Genomic DNA, 17070 nt, shown 5'->3' with positions numbered 1-17070 from the left:
TTTTATTAGAAATTCAGGAGGACGTCATGCAAAAAGAAGTTACTATTCAGATGTCAAATTCAATGGAAGCTACACCTATAGCCCATTTAGTACAGTTAGCAAATAGATTCTCTAGTTCAATTTACTTTGAGATGGACGAGAAAAAGGTTAACGCAAAGAGTATTATGGGTATGATGAGTTTGGTATTAGCTTCTGGCTCGCACGTTGTAATTGATGCAGCAGGAGACGATGAAGAAAAGGCAGTAGCAGAACTTTCTGATTTCCTTACAAAATAAATATAAATAGAGGGATATATGTCAAAAAGATTATTATTTATAGCAAATCCTCGCTCAGGCAAGGGACAAATAAAGGATCATCTGGCTGACATCCTAGATATTATGATTAAGGCTGGCTATCAGGTGAGTGTACATATTACTCAGTCTGGTGGTGACGCTACAGATCAGACAATTGCACAGGCAGAGAATTTCGACAGAATCGTGTGTTCAGGTGGCGATGGTACCCTTGATGAAGTGGTTACCGGCATGATGAAATTAGAGCCATCTCAGAGAAAGCCTATAGGATATATTCCTGCAGGCTCTACTAACGATTTCGGAAACTCTCTCGGTATAGATAAGAACATGTTAAATGCAGCTCGTATGAGTGTTTCTGATAACCTGTTTCCATGTGATATAGGTCGTTTTAATTCAGATTCATTTGTTTATGTGGCTGCATTTGGTTTATTTACAGAAGTTTCTTATGCTACACCACAGGACATGAAAAATATTCTAGGACATGCAGCATATATTATAGAAGGAGCTAAGCAGCTCAGAGATATACCATCTTTCAGAATGCAGGTTGAGTATGATGGTAACGTTATATATGATGAGTTTATCTTTGGAATGATTACCAATTCGAAATCAGTTGGTGGATTCCAGGGAATTATCCGAGGAGATATCGGATTGAATGATGGTGTTTTTGAGGTCACTCTTATAAAGATGCCTCGTAATCCAATTGAGCTTAATGAGATTCTTGGATTTATGACGGGTATCATTTCTGATTCAGATATGGTTTATGCATTCCAGACTGAGGAGATAAAATTCTTAAGTTCAGATGTTGTTCCTTGGACTCTTGATGGAGAGTTTGGAGGAAAACATGACGTGGTTGTCATAAAGGATGAGAGCCATGCAGTGGAAATTGCTATTGAATAGAAATTTAGCTTATGCTAAAATTTCGTTTAGATAGGGTAAAAAAGCCTAAAACGAAAATATGGAGGAATAATTTTATGTTAGTTTCTGCAAAAGAAATGCTTGATAAAGCAAAAGCAGGCCACTATGCAGTTGGTCAGTTCAACATTAACAACCTTGAGTGGACAAAGGCCATTCTTCTTACAGCACAGGAGCTCAACTCACCTGTAATTCTTGGTGTTTCTGAGGGTGCTGGTAAGTACATGACAGGTTTCAAGACTGTTGCAGCTATGGTTAAGGCTATGGATGAGGAGCTCGGAATCACAGTTCCTGTAGCACTTCACCTTGATCACGGTACATACGAAGGATGCTACAAGTGCATTAAGGCTGGCTTCACATCTATCATGTTTGATGGTTCACACTATCCATTCGAGGAGAACCTTGCTAAGTCTACAGAGCTCGTTCACGTAGCTCACGAGCTTGGTCTTTCTATCGAGTGCGAAGTTGGTTCAATCGGTGGTGAGGAAGACGGCGTTGTAGGTATGGGCGAGTGTGCTGATCCAGAAGAGTGCAAGACAATCGCTGACCTCGGCGTAGATATGCTTGCAGCTGGTATTGGTAACATCCACGGCAAGTACCCAGAGAACTGGGCTGGTCTTTCATTCGAGACACTTGATGCTATCCAGCAGAAGACAGGTGCTATGCCACTCGTTCTTCACGGTGGTACAGGTATCCCAGCTGATATGATCAAGAAGGCAATCGAGCTTGGCGTTTCTAAGATCAACGTTAACACAGAGTGCCAGCTTTCATTCGCTGATGCTACACGTAAGTATGTAGAGGCTGGTAAGGACCTTGAGGGTAAGGGATTTGACCCACGTAAGCTTCTTGCTCCTGGTACAGATGCTATCAAGGCTACAGTTAAAGAGAAGATGGAGCTTTTCGGTTCAGTAGGAAAGGCTTAGGATTGTAAATTTTATCAAAAATTTGCAATCCGTATATGGCAGGATTTTTCGAAGAAAAATCATGTCCAGCTTTGCTGGATTAGCAAACTCAATTCCTTTATGAGTTTGCTAACCTAAAATAGAGGAATGCAAAAAGACAATCGGCAATGTCAATCGCTGGTTGTCTTTTCTATTATTTTGTAATTTTGTGTGAAAGGATACAGATATAATGGAACGATATTTTAATGTGGCTGACATCTTTGGAGAGAATGTATTTAACGATACAGTTATGCAGGAACGCCTTCCAAAGAAGACATATCAGAAGCTTAAGCAGACTATCTCAGAGGGGAAAGAACTAGATTTAGAGACAGCAGATGTGATTGCTCATGAGATGAAAGAGTGGGCAATTGAGAAAGGTGCAACTCACTATACTCATTGGTTCCAACCACTTACTGGTATCACAGCAGAAAAACATGATTCCTTCATTTCAGCTCCATTACCATCAGGAAAGGTTCTTATGAGCTTTTCAGGTAAGGAATTAATTAAGGGTGAGCCAGATGCATCATCATTCCCTTCAGGTGGTTTACGTGCCACATTCGAAGCTAGAGGATATACAGCCTGGGATCCAACTTCTCCTGCTTTTGTTAGACAGGATGCAGCTGGTGCAACACTTTGCATTCCTACAGCTTTCTGCTCATACACTGGCGAAGCACTTGATCAGAAGACTCCACTTCTTCGTTCAATGGAGATTCTTTCTGAGCAGGCAGTTCGTCTTCTTAGATTATTTGGTAACACAACATCACAGCGTGTCACACCATCAGTTGGTGCTGAGCAGGAATATTTCCTTATAGATCGTGAAATGTATCTTGCACGCAAGGATTTAATGTACACAGGACGTACTTTATTTGGCGCTATGCCACCAAAAGGACAGGAGATGGACGACCATTACTTTGGTTCTATTCCTGAGCGTATTGAGGCATATATGCGCGATGTAAACATCGAGCTTTGGAAGCTTGGCGTTTCATCTAAGACACAGCATAATGAGGTCGCACCAGCTCAGCACGAGCTTGCACCTATCTATGCTCAGTGTAACGTTGCTGTAGATCACAACCAGATTATTATGGAGACTCTTAGAAAGGTGGCTAATCGCCATGGTCTTCAGTGTCTCCTTCATGAGAAACCATTTAGTGGTGTAAACGGTTCAGGTAAGCACAACAATTGGTCGCTTGTTACAGATGATGGCATCAATCTATTTGAGCCAGGCAAGTCACCACACGAGAACATTCAGTTCTTGCTTGTTCTTTGCCTTGTATTAAAGGCTGTAGACCGTCACGCAGATCTTCTTCGTGAGTCTGCATCAGATGTTGGCAATGATCAGCGTCTCGGCGGAAATGAGGCACCTCCAGTTATCATTTCTGTATATCTTGGAGAGCAGCTTGAGGACGTTCTTACTCAGCTTATCTCTACAGGTACAGCTACAAAATCAAAGAAGGGCGAAAAGCTTGCTACAGGTGTCAAGACTCTTCCAGATTTTAGAAAAGATGCTACTGATAGAAACCGTACATCCCCATTTGCATTTACTGGAAACAAATTTGAGTTCAGAATGCCGGGTTCACAGGATTCAGTTGGTGAGCCAAATGTTGTTTTAAATACAATTATGGCAGAGGCTCTTAGCGAGGCTTGTGATGAGCTTGAAAAGGCTAAGGATTTTGATTCAGCCGTTCACGATATGATTAAGAAGCTTGCTACAGAGCACCAGCGTATCGTATTCAATGGTAATGGATACGGTGAAGAATGGATTGCTGAGGCAGAGAAGAGAGGTCTGCCAAGCATTAACTCACTTGTTGAAGCTATTCCAGCTCTTACAACTGATGCTACAGTTTCAATGTTTGAGAAGTTTGGCGTATTCTCTAAGGTAGAGCTTGAATCTCGTGCAGAAATCGAATACGAGCAGTATATTAAGTCAATTAATATCGAAGCACGTACAATGATTGATATGGCTTCTAAGCAGATTATTCCAGCTGTAATCAGCTATGCTACAGAGCTTGGACTTTCTATTGGCACAATCGCTGACGCGTGTCCTGAGGCTGATGTAAGCACACAGAAGGAGCTTCTTGTTAAGGTATCTAATTACTTACGTGAAGCTAAGGATGCTCTTATCACCCTTAAGGAAACTAACGAGAAAGCATATACTATGAAGGCATCTAGCTGTGAGAAAGCAAACTTCTATCACTCAGATGTTGTAAAGGCTATGGAAGACCTTCGTCGTCCAGTAGATGCCCTTGAAATGATTGTAGACAAGGAAGCTTGGCCAATGCCTAGCTATGGAGATATGATCTTCGAGGTTTAGAACAAGGAAGGCAGCACCCGTTATAATTGCCTACGGCAAAGAGGGTGCGCCGTGTCAAAAAAAAGAGCTCAGTATTGAGCTCTTTTTTATATGCATGTTATTCTCCACCAATAACTTGGATCTTAATGCCATCATCTGTAGTTTCTGTGCTACCTCCAGCACTGCCTCCGAAGGAACCTGAGTTAGGTAACGGTTCGCCACCATGGAATGGGCAATACTGTCCAAATGTAGCAGGATCAACGCCATATGGCTCGTCTTGTGAACCTGCGCCTGCTCCAATTATGAATACACCTGTGTAATGAGGGCAACCTGAGGTTGCAAACATGTGCGATTCTGTACATACATTACCGAGATAATGCTTGTCGCAGTATTCTGTAGGCTCGGTGCCCTGTTCAAAGTATTCTGTGTATACCTGAGAACCTCTTGGATCACAGTCACAAACACCTGCAACTGCAAGCTTTCCAGATTTCTTACATACAGTAGCTTGTACGATTCCAGAAGGCTGAGTGAAGTTCTTGTATGGCAATCCCTGATGGATTCTGCTCATAACTGCCTTCCAAATAACCTTTGAATAAGTGGTGTAGCTCTGTGGTGTGTTGTCATCAAATCCGCCCCAAATAACACCTGTATAGTATGGTGTAAAACCCGCAAATACAGTATCTTTATTCTTTGTTGTTGTACCAGATTTACCAGCAACTGCCATTCCTTCGAAGTTTGCAACTTTACCGGTTCCGGCAGTCATAACATCCTGCATAGCACTTGTAAGAAGCCATGCTGTTGTTTCTTTTAATACTCTCTTAGGAGCGTTTTCTCTGTTATCAAGAATTATATTTCCCTGATGATCAACTACTGTTGTGTAGAAGATTGGCTTGTTGTATTCGCCACCATTGGCGATTGTGGCATATGCTGATGTCAAATCAACGTTTGTAACACCATCTGTGATACCACCTAAAGCAAGAGCCTGATTATTATCACCGTCTATAAGAGTTGTGATTCCTAAATCTTTAGCGTATTGGAAACCAAGGCTTGTGCCAATATCAGCCATTACTTCGATTGTAACAACATTGATAGAATGAGTAATCGCTGTACGAATATTAGTCCATCCAAGGTAAGCATTATTATAATTCTTAACTGGTTTACCATTTCTATAGGTGGTAGGCATATCGTTTTCGACAGATGCCAATGTCATTCCGCCGGCGTCGAGTGCTGCTGCATAGCAGGCAATTACCTTGAAAGTAGAACCTGGCTGTCTTTTAATACCTGTTGCTCGGTTTAAAGTTTTAGCAGCTGTTTTGTCACCACGTCCACCGACCATGGCAACAACCTCTCCAGTGGAGTGGTTAATGATAGTCATTGCCGCCTGAGGCTGAAGTGTGTAGGTGATTGATTCACCAGCTACTTCATCGCCCTCTTCCATAATTGCAGCCTTGTAGGCTTCAATAGCTTCTGCAGCAGCTTCCTCTGAATCGAATTCCAAATTATAATTACTGTTATTTTTTGCTGCCTGATAATAAGAAAGCATTGTAATATCAGAGTAATTCTTTGTGGAACCGTCTGCTTTATTTATTGTAAGTCTATAAGAGAATGAAATTTTTTCTAGCTTGTTGTAGTTATCGGTATTGTTAATTTCTTCTTCTACTATGCTCTGGATGTTAGAGTCCTGAGTAGAGTAAATTGAAAGACCACCTGAGTATAATAATGAGTAAGCCTCTGATTCAGAATAGCCAAGTTTTTCCTGTAAATCTGCAACAATTTCATCTGTAAGAGCATCTACAAAATAAGAAGTAGAAGATGTTGAAAGCTCTGTGTTAAGAACCTGGATTCTGTCGTAAACATCATCTGAAAGGGCTGCTTCATATTCATTCTCTGTGATGTACCCCTGATCCAGCATGTGGTTCAAACACTTTTTGCGGCGCTTGGCATTTTCTTCTGGATGAGTAATTGGATTATACTTTGATGGATTCTGTGTAATACTAGCTATAACAGCACTTTCTGAAAGGGTAAGCTCTGAAACTGGCTTGTTAAAATATCTTTCAGCGGCAGATTGTACACCTAATGTGTTCTGGCCTAAGTTGATACTGTTAAGGTAATTCTCAAGTATTACTGATTTTTTAACTATTTTTTCAAGCTGAACAGCTAAATACTGTTCCTGAATCTTTCGATTAATACTGTCCATCTTAGTGTGCTCGGAAGTCCAGGTTGTGAAATAGTTATTTTTTAATAGCTGCTGGGTAAGAGTACTGGCACCCTGGGAAAAATGAAAACCATTTAAAACACCATCAACGGCAGCTCTTATGATACCCTGAGGATCGATTCCGTTATGTTCATAGAAACGGGAGTCTTCTATTGCAACAAATGCATGTTGTAAATCTTCTGGAATTTGATCCAGTGTGACGTAAGTTCTGTTGGCACCTGTGGATGCTAAAGTTTCAATTTCGTTGCCATCTGAATCATATACCTTACTCATATATCCCGTTGGGGAAATATCAATAGTAGATACATCTGGTAACTGGTCAATAAGATTCTTTGCATAGAGGTAAGCAAAAACACCGCTTGCGACTATGACAGAGACTATACATATCAATGTGATACGAATTATAGCAAGACCGGCACTATGGCGCTTACGTTTGCTTCGTCCTGCAAGCTTTGCTGATTGCTTAGCTGCATTTTCTTTTCCGTAATTCATAATAACCTCCAAATTTAGACTTCATTATACCAAAATAATCCCTTATAATAAAGAGAATCAAAAAGAGGGCAAAGGTAATATGTCAGAGAAAGAATTTAGGATAATTTATAAGGGAGCAACTGGAGAAATCGAGGAAAAGAAATCCAGGTTTATAGCCCATATTGCTCCAGTTAATTCCGAGGAAGAGGCTGTGCAATTTATCAATGGAAAGAAAAAAGAGTTCTGGGACGCAAGACACAACTGTTCTGCATTTGTGATAGGACAGAATAATGAAATAACAAGATGTAATGATGACGGTGAACCAGCCCAGACAGCAGGTCGACCTATGTTAGATGTTCTCCTTAGAGAGAATATTCATAATTGCGTTGTGGTTGTCACAAGATATTTTGGTGGAGTTCTTTTAGGAACGGGTGGATTGGTACGTGCATATCAGGCTGCTGTTCAGGAAGGACTAAAAAATTGCCAGATTCTTTCTCCTAAAAATGGAAGAGAATGTTCTATTACAACTGACTATAATGGATATGGAAAAATAGAATATGTTCTTCGAGAAAAAAATCTACCAATTTTAAATACAGATTTTGGAGCAGATGTAATTATTTCTTCTGTTGCACCAACAGAAATGGTAGAAAATATAAATACAATCATTGCAGACAAAACTGCCGGAAACGCAGTAATTACCTGGGATGACGAGATTAAATATGACATATTAAACGGCCAACTTTTAAAATTTTAAAAAAAGTTGAAAAAAGTACTTGCACTTTTAAAATTTATGTCCTATAATAGCATTCGTTGACGCGGTAAAGAAACAAAAACACAGCGGAAACGAATAGTAATGGCCCATCGCCAAATGGTAAGGCAACGGACTCTGACTCCGTCATTTCAAGGTTCGAATCCTTGTGGGCCAGCTTCAAGACCTAAGCGAAAGTGCTTAGGTCTTTTTCTATATTCTGAAGGAGTAGTTATGTATCAGTACAACGGTAGAGTAAGTTATAGCGAGGTTGATTCCAATCTTAATCTTACATATTTTGATTTGGTTAATTATATGCAGGATTGCAGTTGCTTTCATTCTGATGATGTAGGTGTAGGAGTACATTACCTTGCACCGCAGAATATGGGCTGGTTTGTTACTGCTTACGAAATCCATGTAAATAGAATGCCTAAATATATGGAAAGAATTGTTGTTAAAACATATCCATATCAGGTAAAAGGCATGCTTGCCAGACGTATGTACACTATCTATTCTGAGGATGGCGAGCTATTGGTATATGCAGATTCTCTCTGGATACTTATGGATTTGCTGAATTCACGACCAGCACGTCTGACACCGAAGATTATCGAGGCATATCCAGATGATCCTGACAGACCTAAAATTGATTTTAGTCGCGAGAAGCTAAGATATAATGGAGAGGGAAAGCAGGTAGGTACATTTGTAGTAGGAGAATTTCATCTTGATACAAATAGTCATATGAACAATTCCTACTATATTGATGTGACAAGACGCTTTCTTCCGACAGAAGATTTCTCTACCATAATAGTAAATTATAAAAAAGCAGCATTGCTATTTGATGAGTTACAGGTTTATTTGGTAGAATTAGAACAAGGTTACCAGGTTGTTCTGAAAAAGGACGATGAAATTTATACAATTGTGGAGTACAAATAATGAAGCTAGGAGAAATACAGAAGCTTAAAATAGAAAAGAAAGTAGAGTTCGGAGTATATCTTTCCGACGGACAGGATAGAGTCCTTCTTCCAAAGAAGCAGGTTCCTGAAGGAGCTGGTATTGGAGATGAGATTTCAGCCTTTGTTTATAAGGATTCAAAGGACAGACTTATCGCTACTACTAATATGCCTAAATTGACATTAGGTCAGTACGGTGTGCTTTCAGTCAGCCAGGTTAATAAGGTGGGCGCTTTTTTGGATTGGGGTCTTGAAAAAGATTTATTCCTTCCATTTAAGGAAATGACACGCCAGCCTTCAGAAGGTGATGAGATTCTTGTCAGGGTGTATATTGATAAGAGTGAGAGACTTTGTGCCAGCATGAAGGGAATCTATGAGCTCCTTTCAAAGAAGCCACCTTATCAGGTAGGTGATGAGGTAGAGGCTCGTATTTATGAGTTTGGTCACGACTTTGGTACATTTGTAGCTCTTGAGGATAAATATTCATCAATGATTCCTCGCCACGAGGACGTATCTAAATATCGCATTGGTGATGTAATCATGGTACGCATCACTGGAATCAAGGAAGATGGAAAATGCGATGTTACTATTAGAGATAAAGCATACGTTCAGATGGAAGATGATGCTGAAGCTATCTTAGAGCTTATCGATAGCTACGCAGGTGTACTTCCATTTTCAGAGAAGGCTTCGCCAGAAGTTATCAAAAGAGAGACTGGTCTTTCAAAGGCTGCTTTTAAGCGTGCAATAGGTCGTCTTTATAAGGAAAGAAAAATAACTTTGAACGATGGCAAAATTCGTCGTGCCGTCGACTAAATTACGTGGTATAATGTAACCAGTAATATCAGCGGATGAAATAAGGGGAGAAGAAAAGGAGGATATTGGTATGAAAAAAGTCATTTCTACCGAAAAGGCTCCGGCAGCGATCGGACCATATTCACAGGCAATCGAAGTTAATGGTATGGTATACACATCCGGAATTATTCCTGTAGATCCAGCTACAGGTGTTATCCCAGAAGGTGCAGCTGCTCAGGCCGACAGAGTATTCAAAAGTATGTCTGCTCTTCTAGAGTCAGCAGGCACATCTATGGCTAATGTTGTTAAGACTACTGTGTTTATCAAGAACATGGAAGACTTCGCAGCAATTAATGAGGTATACGCAAAGTATTTCCCAGAGCCATTCCCAGCACGTTCGTGCATCGAAGTTGCCAGAATCCCAAAGGATGTTCTTTTAGAGGCAGAGGCTATTGCCACTAAAAACTAGGATTTTGGAGAATAGGTTATGATTTATGACATAGTTGTTATTGGCGCAGGCCCAGCAGGACTTGCGGCGGCTATCTATGGCAAGAGAGCGGGAAGAAACATTCTTGTCTTAGATACCAGTTCTATCAGCGGAGGACAGATACTTAGCACTTACGAGATTGATAATTATCCTGGTATGCCAGGTGTCTCAGGTGAAGGCTTGGCAGAGGCTATGAAGGCTCACTGCGAAAAGCTTAATGTGGAATTTGCCAGAGGACGAGTTACTTCTATTATAGATAAGGGCAACACAAAAGAGCTTATCACTAAGAAAGCTACATTTGAAACCAGAGCAGTTATCATCGCTACAGGCGCATCAAATAAAAAATTAGGATGTCCAGGTGAGGAAGAGCTTTCAGGAATGGGAGTGTCCTATTGTGCCACATGCGACGGAGCCTTTTTCAAGGATAAGGTAGTTGCTGTTGTAGGCGGTGGAGATGTTGCATTAGAGGATGCCATTTATCTTTCGAGATTCTGTCAGAAAGTCTACCTGATTCATCGTCGAGATGAATTCCGAGGTGCTGTAGTACTTCAGGAGCAGGTAAAGGCATCGGATAAGATTCAGATTATTTTCGACTCTACAGTTGAGGAGATATTAGGACAGGATAAAGTCGAAGGCATCAAAGTTAAAAACAAAAACACAGATGACATTCAACACTTTGATCTTGACGGTGTATTTATAGCGGTTGGCAATGTTCCGAATACAGGAGCGATTGAGGGATTGCCAGCACAGGATGAAAATGGGTACATCATTGCAGATGAGACTTGTTCTACATCCATAAAAGGTATTTATGCCGCTGGAGATGTTAGAACAAAACAGTTAAGGCAGGTTATTACAGCTACTGCAGATGGAGCTAATTCTATTGCATCCATAGAGCATTATTTAGGATAACTAAATATTACAAAGACTCACATGTGAAGAAACATTGGAATGGCAATAGAAAATCCAGACTTGACAGGATAGAGAACAGATTATATAATATACAAAGTTGTAATAAAGTTGTAACATATTGGAGGATTTCTTACGATAATGAGATTTAATTTGACAAGAGCCGTTAGCTACACCATCGCTGCTTGCGTCGTTGTTTCTAGTATATCACTTACCTCGGATGCAGCTAGTGCTACATCGGGTGTTAGCGCACTATCAAGTGCTACTGGCGTTTTAGAGACTACAAACTACACTGCTTTTGCAGGAGCACAGCTTACAGTTAATGATATGCTTGCTAATGCAACAGTTATAGCAGCGGATTCACAGTTAGCAGATAATGGAGCTGATGCAGTTGCTGCAGCAGAGAATCCATACGCTAATATAGCTATCGCACAGGTTGATAATTACGTATACATTCGCGAGACAGCTTCGGCTGAGAGCGAATACGTTGGAAAGCTTTATAATAATTCAGCAGCTACAGTTTCAGATACTGTAGAAACAGAAGATGGCACATGGTTACTTATCACTTCTGGTGATGTAACAGGCTATGTTAAGAGCGAGTACGTTGTACAGAACAATGAGGAGCTTGCTAAACAGGTTTCACAGCGTCTTGCTACAGTTACTACTACTACTCTTCATGTAAGAGAGTCGGCATCTACTGATTCAGCAGTTATCGATTTACTTCCTATTGGTGATGACCTTGTTGTTATCGATGAGTCAGATATTGATAGCGGTTGGGTAAAGGTTACCTGTAATGAAGGTGAAGGATATGTCAGCACAGATTATGTTGATATTTCTACAGACTTCACAGTTGCAGAATCAAAAGAAGCTGAGCAGGCTCGTTTAGCAAAGGAAGAAGCAGAGAGAAAGGCAGCAGAGGAAGCAGCTAGAAAGGCTACAGCAGCTGCAGCATCAAAGGCTTCATCTAAGTCGTCTGAGTCGTCATCATCTTCTTCATCTAGTAAGAGTTATGCTGCACCATCAGGTTCAGGCGGTGGTTCAGTTGTAAATTATGGATCACAGTTTGTTGGTAATCCATATGTGTATGGAGGTTCATCACTCACAGGCGGTACTGATTGTTCAGGTTTCGTTATGAGTTGCTATTCAGCATTTGGTGTTAGCCTTCCACATTCTTCTAGCTCGATGCGTAGCGTTGGATATGGTGTTTCTTATGATGAAATGCAGCCAGGAGATATTGTTTGTTACTCAGGCCATGTTGGTATTTATGCTGGTAATGGTACACTTCTCCATGCATCAAATAAAAGAACAGGTATTACATATTCAAACGTAAACTATAAGAAAATCTTAGCTATTAGAAGAATCTTCTAAGCAGAAAAGATAATTTAAATATTAAGGCATCACCAAGCGTGATGCCTTTTCTTACGCCCATATAGTCAAACTATTTTAATAATTGTCAGAAAATAATATTTGGCATTACAGAAAGTTTTTAGATAATTTTGCACAAAAGAATTGAATGTTAAAAATACATATAATTATCAGTTGTGTGTTTTGCAATATTTTATCAACAAAAAATTGGACAATTAAAGCGAAAAAACGGACTTGTACACGTCTTATCCACTTTATCCACAATAATTGTGAACTAATATGAAAAGTTATCCACAATGAACTGGAACAATTGTTTTGTCCTAAATCTACAAAACTTGTGAAAATGCTAAAAACTCTTGACTTTGGAAGAGAAGGAATTTTATCTGAAACATCTGAGTATTATCTGACAATATAACTGCCATTTGGTAATTATGTGAAACCATACAAAAAAATTTATAGAGTATAATTGTAAATATGCATAAAAAATCACAATATAAGTATTCCCATTTTTGGTTATTTATATTAGAATAGGCATAGGTTATGTGAATTTGTATGCAAAAAGGGAGTTTTACATTGTTTATATTGCATATATACTCAGGAGGTATTCGATATGATTTCGAATCAAATTATGCAAAATACACTAGAAGGGCTTCATCAGCTGACTAAAATAGACTTAGCAGTTATGGATTCTGATGGTGTCATGTGCGCAGCAACATTTGGGGACACTGCACAGTACTCAGATGCAGTGGCTGTTTTTGCGGCTTCTGAGGCTGAAAGTCAGGTCGCATTAGGTTGTCATTTTTTCAAAGTATTTGACGATCAGCAGTTAGAGTTTGTTGTTTTAGCTTTAGGCGATAATGAGGAGTCTTCTACTATTGGTAAGATTGCAGCTTTCCAGATTCAGGAGCTGATGATTGCTTATAAGGAACGCTTTGATAAGGATAATTTCATCAAGAATTTATTATTAGATAACTTACTTCTTGTTGATATCTACAATCGTTCTAAGAAGCTACATGTGGATATTAATGCACGTAGAGTAGTTATGATTGTCGAAGTAGGTCCTGAGAAGGATGGCGATGAGCTCGATAGAGTGCGTTCTGTATTTGGGGGAAAGAACAAAGATTTCGTTACAGCAGTTGATGAGAGAAATATCATTGTTGTCAAAGAACTTGGAGAGAACGATTCTAATGCAGAAATTGATAAGATAGCAGCAGTTATTATCGATGCTTTCCATGATAAGGACACTAAGAAGGTAAGAGTATCTTACGGTACTGTTGTAGGAGAAATCAAAGAAGTTTCACGTTCTTATAAAGAAGCTTCTATGGCTATGGATGTAGGCAAAATCTTCTTTAACGATCAGAATGTTATCGCATATTCTCAGCTTGGAATTGGTCGTCTTATTTATCAGCTTCCTATTCCACTTTGTAGAATGTTTATCTCTGAGATTTTTGAAAACAAATCTCCAGATGATTTTGATGAGGAAACACTTACAACTATTAGTAAGTTCTTTGAGAATAGCCTGAACGTTTCAGAGACATCACGCCAGCTCTACATTCATAGAAATACTCTTGTATACAGACTAGATAAGTTGGAGAAGAGCACAGGCCTTGATTTGCGTGTATTCGAGGATGCAATTACTTTCAAGATTGCTTTAATGGTAGTAAAATACATGAAGTATATGGAAAGTGAAAAGTTCTAGATATTAGTTAGTTTGGAAATGAGGTATAGAATTGATACGATTAGATCATGTTAGTAAGTCCTATGAGGCTGGCAAACCTGCTCTTGAGGACGTAACTATTCACATTGATCCAGGCGAATTCGTTTTTGTTGTTGGAGATAGTGGCTCTGGTAAGTCTACCCTTATCAGATTGTTATTGAAAGAATTGGAGCCTACCAAAGGCAAGATTTATATTAATGGTCAGGATTTAAAAAAGGTTACTCACAAAAAGGTTCCTATGTATCGTAGGAATGTTGGCGTAGTATTCCAAAACTTCCGTCTTCTGCCGGATAGAAATGTATATGAAAATGTTGCATTTGCTATGAAGGTAGTTGAACGTTCAAATCGTGAAATAAAGAAAAAGGTTCCTACAATGTTATCTCTTGTAGGACTTGCAGCAAAATATAAGTCAAAGCCTAGTCAGCTTTCCGGTGGAGAGCAGCAGCGTGTTGCTATAGCAAGAGCGCTTGTTAACGAGCCAAAGATTATTCTGGCTGATGAGCCTACTGGAAATCTTGATAGTGATAACACATGGGAAATCATGAGACTTCTTGACGAAATTAATCAGCGTGGTACAACAGTTGTTGTTGTAACACACAATATGGAAATCGTCAGAGCCATGAATAAGAGAGTTATTACAATCAAAAAAGGTGTTGTAGTAAGTGATGTGGGAGGTGACAACTATGAAGATTAGTACCCACATTTACAACCTGGGACAAGGTTTAAAGAACATTTGGAGAAACAAGATGTTCTCACTTGCTTCAATCGCTACAATGACAGCATGTATTTTCCTTTTCGGTATTTTCTATGCGTTGGGAACAAATTTCCAGGCTATGGTAAGATCCGCAGAGGAAGGTGTTGCAGTTACAGTTTTCTTTGATGAAGGAATATCTCAGCAGCGTATAGATGAGATTGGTAATGAAATAAAGAAGCGCGTAGAAGTAAAAAGTTATAATTACATTTCCGCTGAGCAGGCTTGGGCAGATTATCAGGAAGAATACTTTGGTGGAAATGAGGAGCTTGCAGCTGGATTTGCAGATGACAATCCACTTGCCAACTCAGCAAACTATGAGATATATCTTAATGATGTAGCTATGCAGCCAACACTGGTTTCCTTCCTTAATGGACTTGACGGTATTCGTCAGGTAAATCAGTCTGAGGTAGCTGCAAAAACACTTACAGATATCAACAGAGCCATTACAATTGTATCTATGGCGATTGTCATCATACTTCTTGCTGTATCGGTTTTCCTTATCAGCAATACTGTTATGGTTGGCATTTCAGTTAGAAGAGAAGAGATTGCTATCATGAAGCTCATTGGTGCGAAAGATGCTTTCGTTAGAGCTCCATTTGTAGTAGAGGGTGTTTTCATTGGCTTGATAGGTTCAATCATTCCTCTTGTTCTTCTGTTCTTTATTTATGAAAAGGTAATTGAATATGCTAGTTCTGAATTCAATTTCCTTAGCAATATGGTTACATTTATTCCAGTAGAAGAAATTTTTAGAACTTTGGTTCCTATTTCTCTCATACTTGGTATCGGAATTGGCTGGTTCGGTTCTCGTGTAACATTGCACAAACATTTAAGAGTTTAGTTAAAAATGTTTATTTAGGGAGTGCCTTGGCGGATGCTGAGGCACTTCTATATATAATGGAGGTACATAATGTTTGAAGATCAGAATGAACGAGTTGGGAAGGTAGTAGATCCAGAGACAGTAAATTATTACTTTGAAGAAAAGGTTCAGCCTAAGCCTAAGAAATGGCCTATATTTTTAGTTGGATTCTTAGGAATAGTAGTAGGCTGTGTTGCTACAGCTATTATTGGACTTGGATTAATAGGTTCAAGAATTTCCTTTAAGGACGAGTCCTCTAAAGAGGTATTAGAGTCTCTTCAGGGCGGAGAGTCTGGAGATTCAAAATTTAGTACTATTCTTTCTGTAATAGAGACATATTACTATCAGGATGTTGATAATGATAAGCTTGTAAATGGCGTTTATAAAGGAGTTGTAGAGAGTTTGGATGATCCATATTCTGAATACTACACAGCAGAGGAGTACGAGGATTTGATGGCTACCCTCACTGGAAATTACGCAGGAATAGGAGCGCTTCTTCAGAAGAATGCTGAGACAGGCGCAGTTACTATTACAAAGGTTTACAAAGAAACACCTGCAGAGAAGGCTGGACTAAAGGAAGGCGATTATATTGTTTCTGCAGATGGATACCTTGCAACTGATGAAGGACTTGATACTTTTGTTCAGCACATTCGAGGCGAGGAAGGCACTGATGTTGAACTTGTTATTTCAAGAGATGGCGAAGAGCAGACAATGGTATGTACCAGAGCATCCATTGCCACACCTACTGTTGAGTATCAGATGCTTGAGGGAAATGTTGGTTATATCGCTGTATCTCAGTTTACAGAGCATACATATAAAGACTTTGTAGCGGCTTACAAGGATCTTGAAAAGCAAGGAATGGTATCAGTTGTGTTTGATATGAGAAACAATGGTGGCGGATTACTTGATTCGGTGGTGGAGATGCTTGATTATCTCCTTCCAAAGGGCACTGTTGTTTACACAATGGACAAGGCAGGTCATCGTGAAGATTTCCTTTCTGATGAAGGTTCATCAAAGGATATTCCTATGGTAGTTCTTGTAAATGGAAATACAGCTTCAGCAGCAGAGATTTTTACAGGTGCCATCAGAGATTTTGACTATGGCACAATCATTGGTACAAATACTTTTGGTAAGGGTATTGTTCAGTCTACAATTCCACTTAGCGATGGTTCAGCATTAAAGCTTACAACACAGACATATTACACTCCAAGTGGCGAATGCATCCACGGAAAAGGAATCGCTCCAGATATCGAACTCGAGTACGAATTTCAGGGTGGCGAAGACGACGCTTATAGTGTAGACTTAGATAATCAAATCCAGAAGGCACTCGACGTATTATCAGAGAAATAATCGTATAATATGTAAAAATAGCTTAT

General features: G+C 39.6%; 15 protein-coding genes and 1 tRNA gene. 15 read left to right on the top strand and 1 reads right to left on the bottom strand.

The window, feature by feature from the left end; genetic code table 11:
• Window positions 1–26: 26 nt before the first annotated feature.
• From BUA88_RS06865 to BUA88_RS06850, 4 genes are all read left to right on the top strand, one after another.
• Window positions 27–275, top strand: a complete 249-nt coding sequence (locus BUA88_RS06865) for an HPr family phosphocarrier protein (RefSeq protein WP_072914887.1) — start codon at window positions 27–29, stop codon at window positions 273–275.
• An 18-nt stretch (window positions 276–293) separates the two neighbouring features.
• A complete protein-coding gene (locus BUA88_RS06860) occupies window positions 294–1187 on the top strand; it encodes a diacylglycerol/lipid kinase family protein (RefSeq protein ID WP_072914883.1) in 894 nt (297 codons plus the stop codon).
• A gap of 74 nt (window positions 1188–1261) precedes the next feature.
• A complete protein-coding gene (gene fba, locus BUA88_RS06855) occupies window positions 1262–2125 on the top strand; it encodes a class II fructose-1,6-bisphosphate aldolase (protein ID WP_072914879.1) in 864 nt (287 codons plus the stop codon).
• A gap of 208 nt (window positions 2126–2333) precedes the next feature.
• Window positions 2334–4454, top strand: a complete 2121-nt coding sequence (locus BUA88_RS06850) for a glutamine synthetase III family protein (protein ID WP_143151408.1) — start codon at window positions 2334–2336, stop codon at window positions 4452–4454.
• A gap of 97 nt (window positions 4455–4551) precedes the next feature.
• Here the strand turns inward: BUA88_RS06850 and BUA88_RS06845 are convergent, their stop codons facing one another.
• Entirely contained in the window at window positions 4552–7140 is a 2589-nt protein-coding gene (locus BUA88_RS06845) for a transglycosylase domain-containing protein (RefSeq protein ID WP_072914871.1), read from the bottom strand.
• Window positions 7141–7219: 79 nt separating this feature from the next.
• On the opposite strand from BUA88_RS06845, the gene BUA88_RS06840 reads away from it, so the two are divergent.
• The 11 genes from BUA88_RS06840 (at window position 7220) to BUA88_RS06790 (ending at window position 17044) form a co-directional block, all read left to right on the top strand.
• A complete protein-coding gene (locus BUA88_RS06840; RefSeq protein ID WP_072914867.1) occupies window positions 7220–7873 on the top strand; it encodes a YigZ family protein in 654 nt (217 codons plus the stop codon).
• Between the two features lie 100 nt (window positions 7874–7973).
• Window positions 7974–8045, top strand: a tRNA-Gln gene (locus tag BUA88_RS06835).
• Between the two features lie 56 nt (window positions 8046–8101).
• Window positions 8102–8800, top strand: a complete 699-nt coding sequence (locus BUA88_RS06830) for an acyl-[acyl-carrier-protein] thioesterase (RefSeq protein WP_072914864.1) — start codon at window positions 8102–8104, stop codon at window positions 8798–8800.
• Window positions 8800–9630, top strand: coding sequence for a CvfB family protein (locus tag BUA88_RS06825; protein ID WP_072914860.1), 831 nt, complete (start codon window positions 8800–8802; stop codon window positions 9628–9630). The genes BUA88_RS06830 and BUA88_RS06825 overlap by 1 nt, the downstream gene beginning before the upstream one ends.
• 70 nt (window positions 9631–9700) lie before the next feature.
• A complete protein-coding gene (locus BUA88_RS06820) occupies window positions 9701–10078 on the top strand; it encodes a RidA family protein (RefSeq protein ID WP_072914857.1) in 378 nt (125 codons plus the stop codon).
• Between the two features lie 18 nt (window positions 10079–10096).
• Window positions 10097–11005 (top strand): thioredoxin-disulfide reductase, encoded by a 909-nt coding sequence (gene trxB, locus BUA88_RS06815; protein ID WP_072914853.1) that lies wholly within the window; start codon window positions 10097–10099, stop codon window positions 11003–11005.
• Window positions 11006–11143: 138 nt separating this feature from the next.
• Entirely contained in the window at window positions 11144–12370 is a 1227-nt protein-coding gene (locus BUA88_RS06810; RefSeq protein ID WP_072914849.1) for a C40 family peptidase, read from the top strand.
• A gap of 607 nt (window positions 12371–12977) precedes the next feature.
• Complete coding sequence (locus BUA88_RS06805; protein WP_072914845.1) at window positions 12978–14066, top strand: PucR family transcriptional regulator; 1089 nt, start codon at window positions 12978–12980, stop codon at window positions 14064–14066.
• Between the two features lie 31 nt (window positions 14067–14097).
• On the top strand, window positions 14098–14778 hold the full coding sequence (gene ftsE / locus BUA88_RS06800) for a cell division ATP-binding protein FtsE (protein WP_072914842.1): 681 nt from the start codon (window positions 14098–14100) through the stop codon (window positions 14776–14778).
• Window positions 14768–15676 carry a permease-like cell division protein FtsX gene (gene ftsX / locus BUA88_RS06795; protein ID WP_072914838.1) on the top strand — a complete coding sequence of 303 codons (909 nt, stop codon included), beginning with the start codon at window positions 14768–14770 and terminating at the stop codon, window positions 15674–15676. The genes ftsE and ftsX overlap by 11 nt, the downstream gene beginning before the upstream one ends.
• A gap of 69 nt (window positions 15677–15745) precedes the next feature.
• The gene (locus tag BUA88_RS06790; protein ID WP_072914835.1) at window positions 15746–17044 is read left to right on the top strand and encodes a S41 family peptidase; all 1299 of its coding nucleotides are present in this window, start codon (window positions 15746–15748) and stop codon (window positions 17042–17044) included.
• Window positions 17045–17070 lie beyond the last annotated feature (26 nt).

This window comes from Pseudobutyrivibrio xylanivorans DSM 14809, from assembly GCF_900141825.1.
Classification (GTDB): domain Bacteria; phylum Bacillota; class Clostridia; order Lachnospirales; family Lachnospiraceae; genus Pseudobutyrivibrio; species Pseudobutyrivibrio xylanivorans.
The sequence above is the reverse complement of the archived record's forward strand: the minus strand, read 5'-3'. Positions and strand labels throughout refer to the sequence as shown.

Bases quoted from the DNA above. Each gene is read 5' to 3' on its own strand.
- BUA88_RS06865 (WP_072914887.1), top strand. From the start codon at position 27: ATGCAAAAAGAAGTTACTATTCAGATGTCAAATTCAATGGAAGCTACA.
- BUA88_RS06860 (WP_072914883.1), top strand. From the start codon at position 294: ATGTCAAAAAGATTATTATTTATAGCAAATCCTCGCTCAGGCAAGGGA.
- fba (WP_072914879.1), top strand. From the start codon at position 1,262: ATGTTAGTTTCTGCAAAAGAAATGCTTGATAAAGCAAAAGCAGGCCAC.
- BUA88_RS06850 (WP_143151408.1), top strand. From the start codon at position 2,334: ATGGAACGATATTTTAATGTGGCTGACATCTTTGGAGAGAATGTATTT.
- BUA88_RS06845 (WP_072914871.1), bottom strand. From the start codon at position 7,140: ATGAATTACGGAAAAGAAAATGCAGCTAAGCAATCAGCAAAGCTTGCA.
- BUA88_RS06840 (WP_072914867.1), top strand. From the start codon at position 7,220: ATGTCAGAGAAAGAATTTAGGATAATTTATAAGGGAGCAACTGGAGAA.
- BUA88_RS06830 (WP_072914864.1), top strand. From the start codon at position 8,102: ATGTATCAGTACAACGGTAGAGTAAGTTATAGCGAGGTTGATTCCAAT.
- BUA88_RS06825 (WP_072914860.1), top strand. From the start codon at position 8,800: ATGAAGCTAGGAGAAATACAGAAGCTTAAAATAGAAAAGAAAGTAGAG.
- BUA88_RS06820 (WP_072914857.1), top strand. From the start codon at position 9,701: ATGAAAAAAGTCATTTCTACCGAAAAGGCTCCGGCAGCGATCGGACCA.
- trxB (WP_072914853.1), top strand. From the start codon at position 10,097: ATGATTTATGACATAGTTGTTATTGGCGCAGGCCCAGCAGGACTTGCG.
- BUA88_RS06810 (WP_072914849.1), top strand. From the start codon at position 11,144: ATGAGATTTAATTTGACAAGAGCCGTTAGCTACACCATCGCTGCTTGC.
- BUA88_RS06805 (WP_072914845.1), top strand. From the start codon at position 12,978: ATGATTTCGAATCAAATTATGCAAAATACACTAGAAGGGCTTCATCAG.
- ftsX (WP_072914838.1), top strand. From the start codon at position 14,768: ATGAAGATTAGTACCCACATTTACAACCTGGGACAAGGTTTAAAGAAC.
- BUA88_RS06790 (WP_072914835.1), top strand. From the start codon at position 15,746: ATGTTTGAAGATCAGAATGAACGAGTTGGGAAGGTAGTAGATCCAGAG.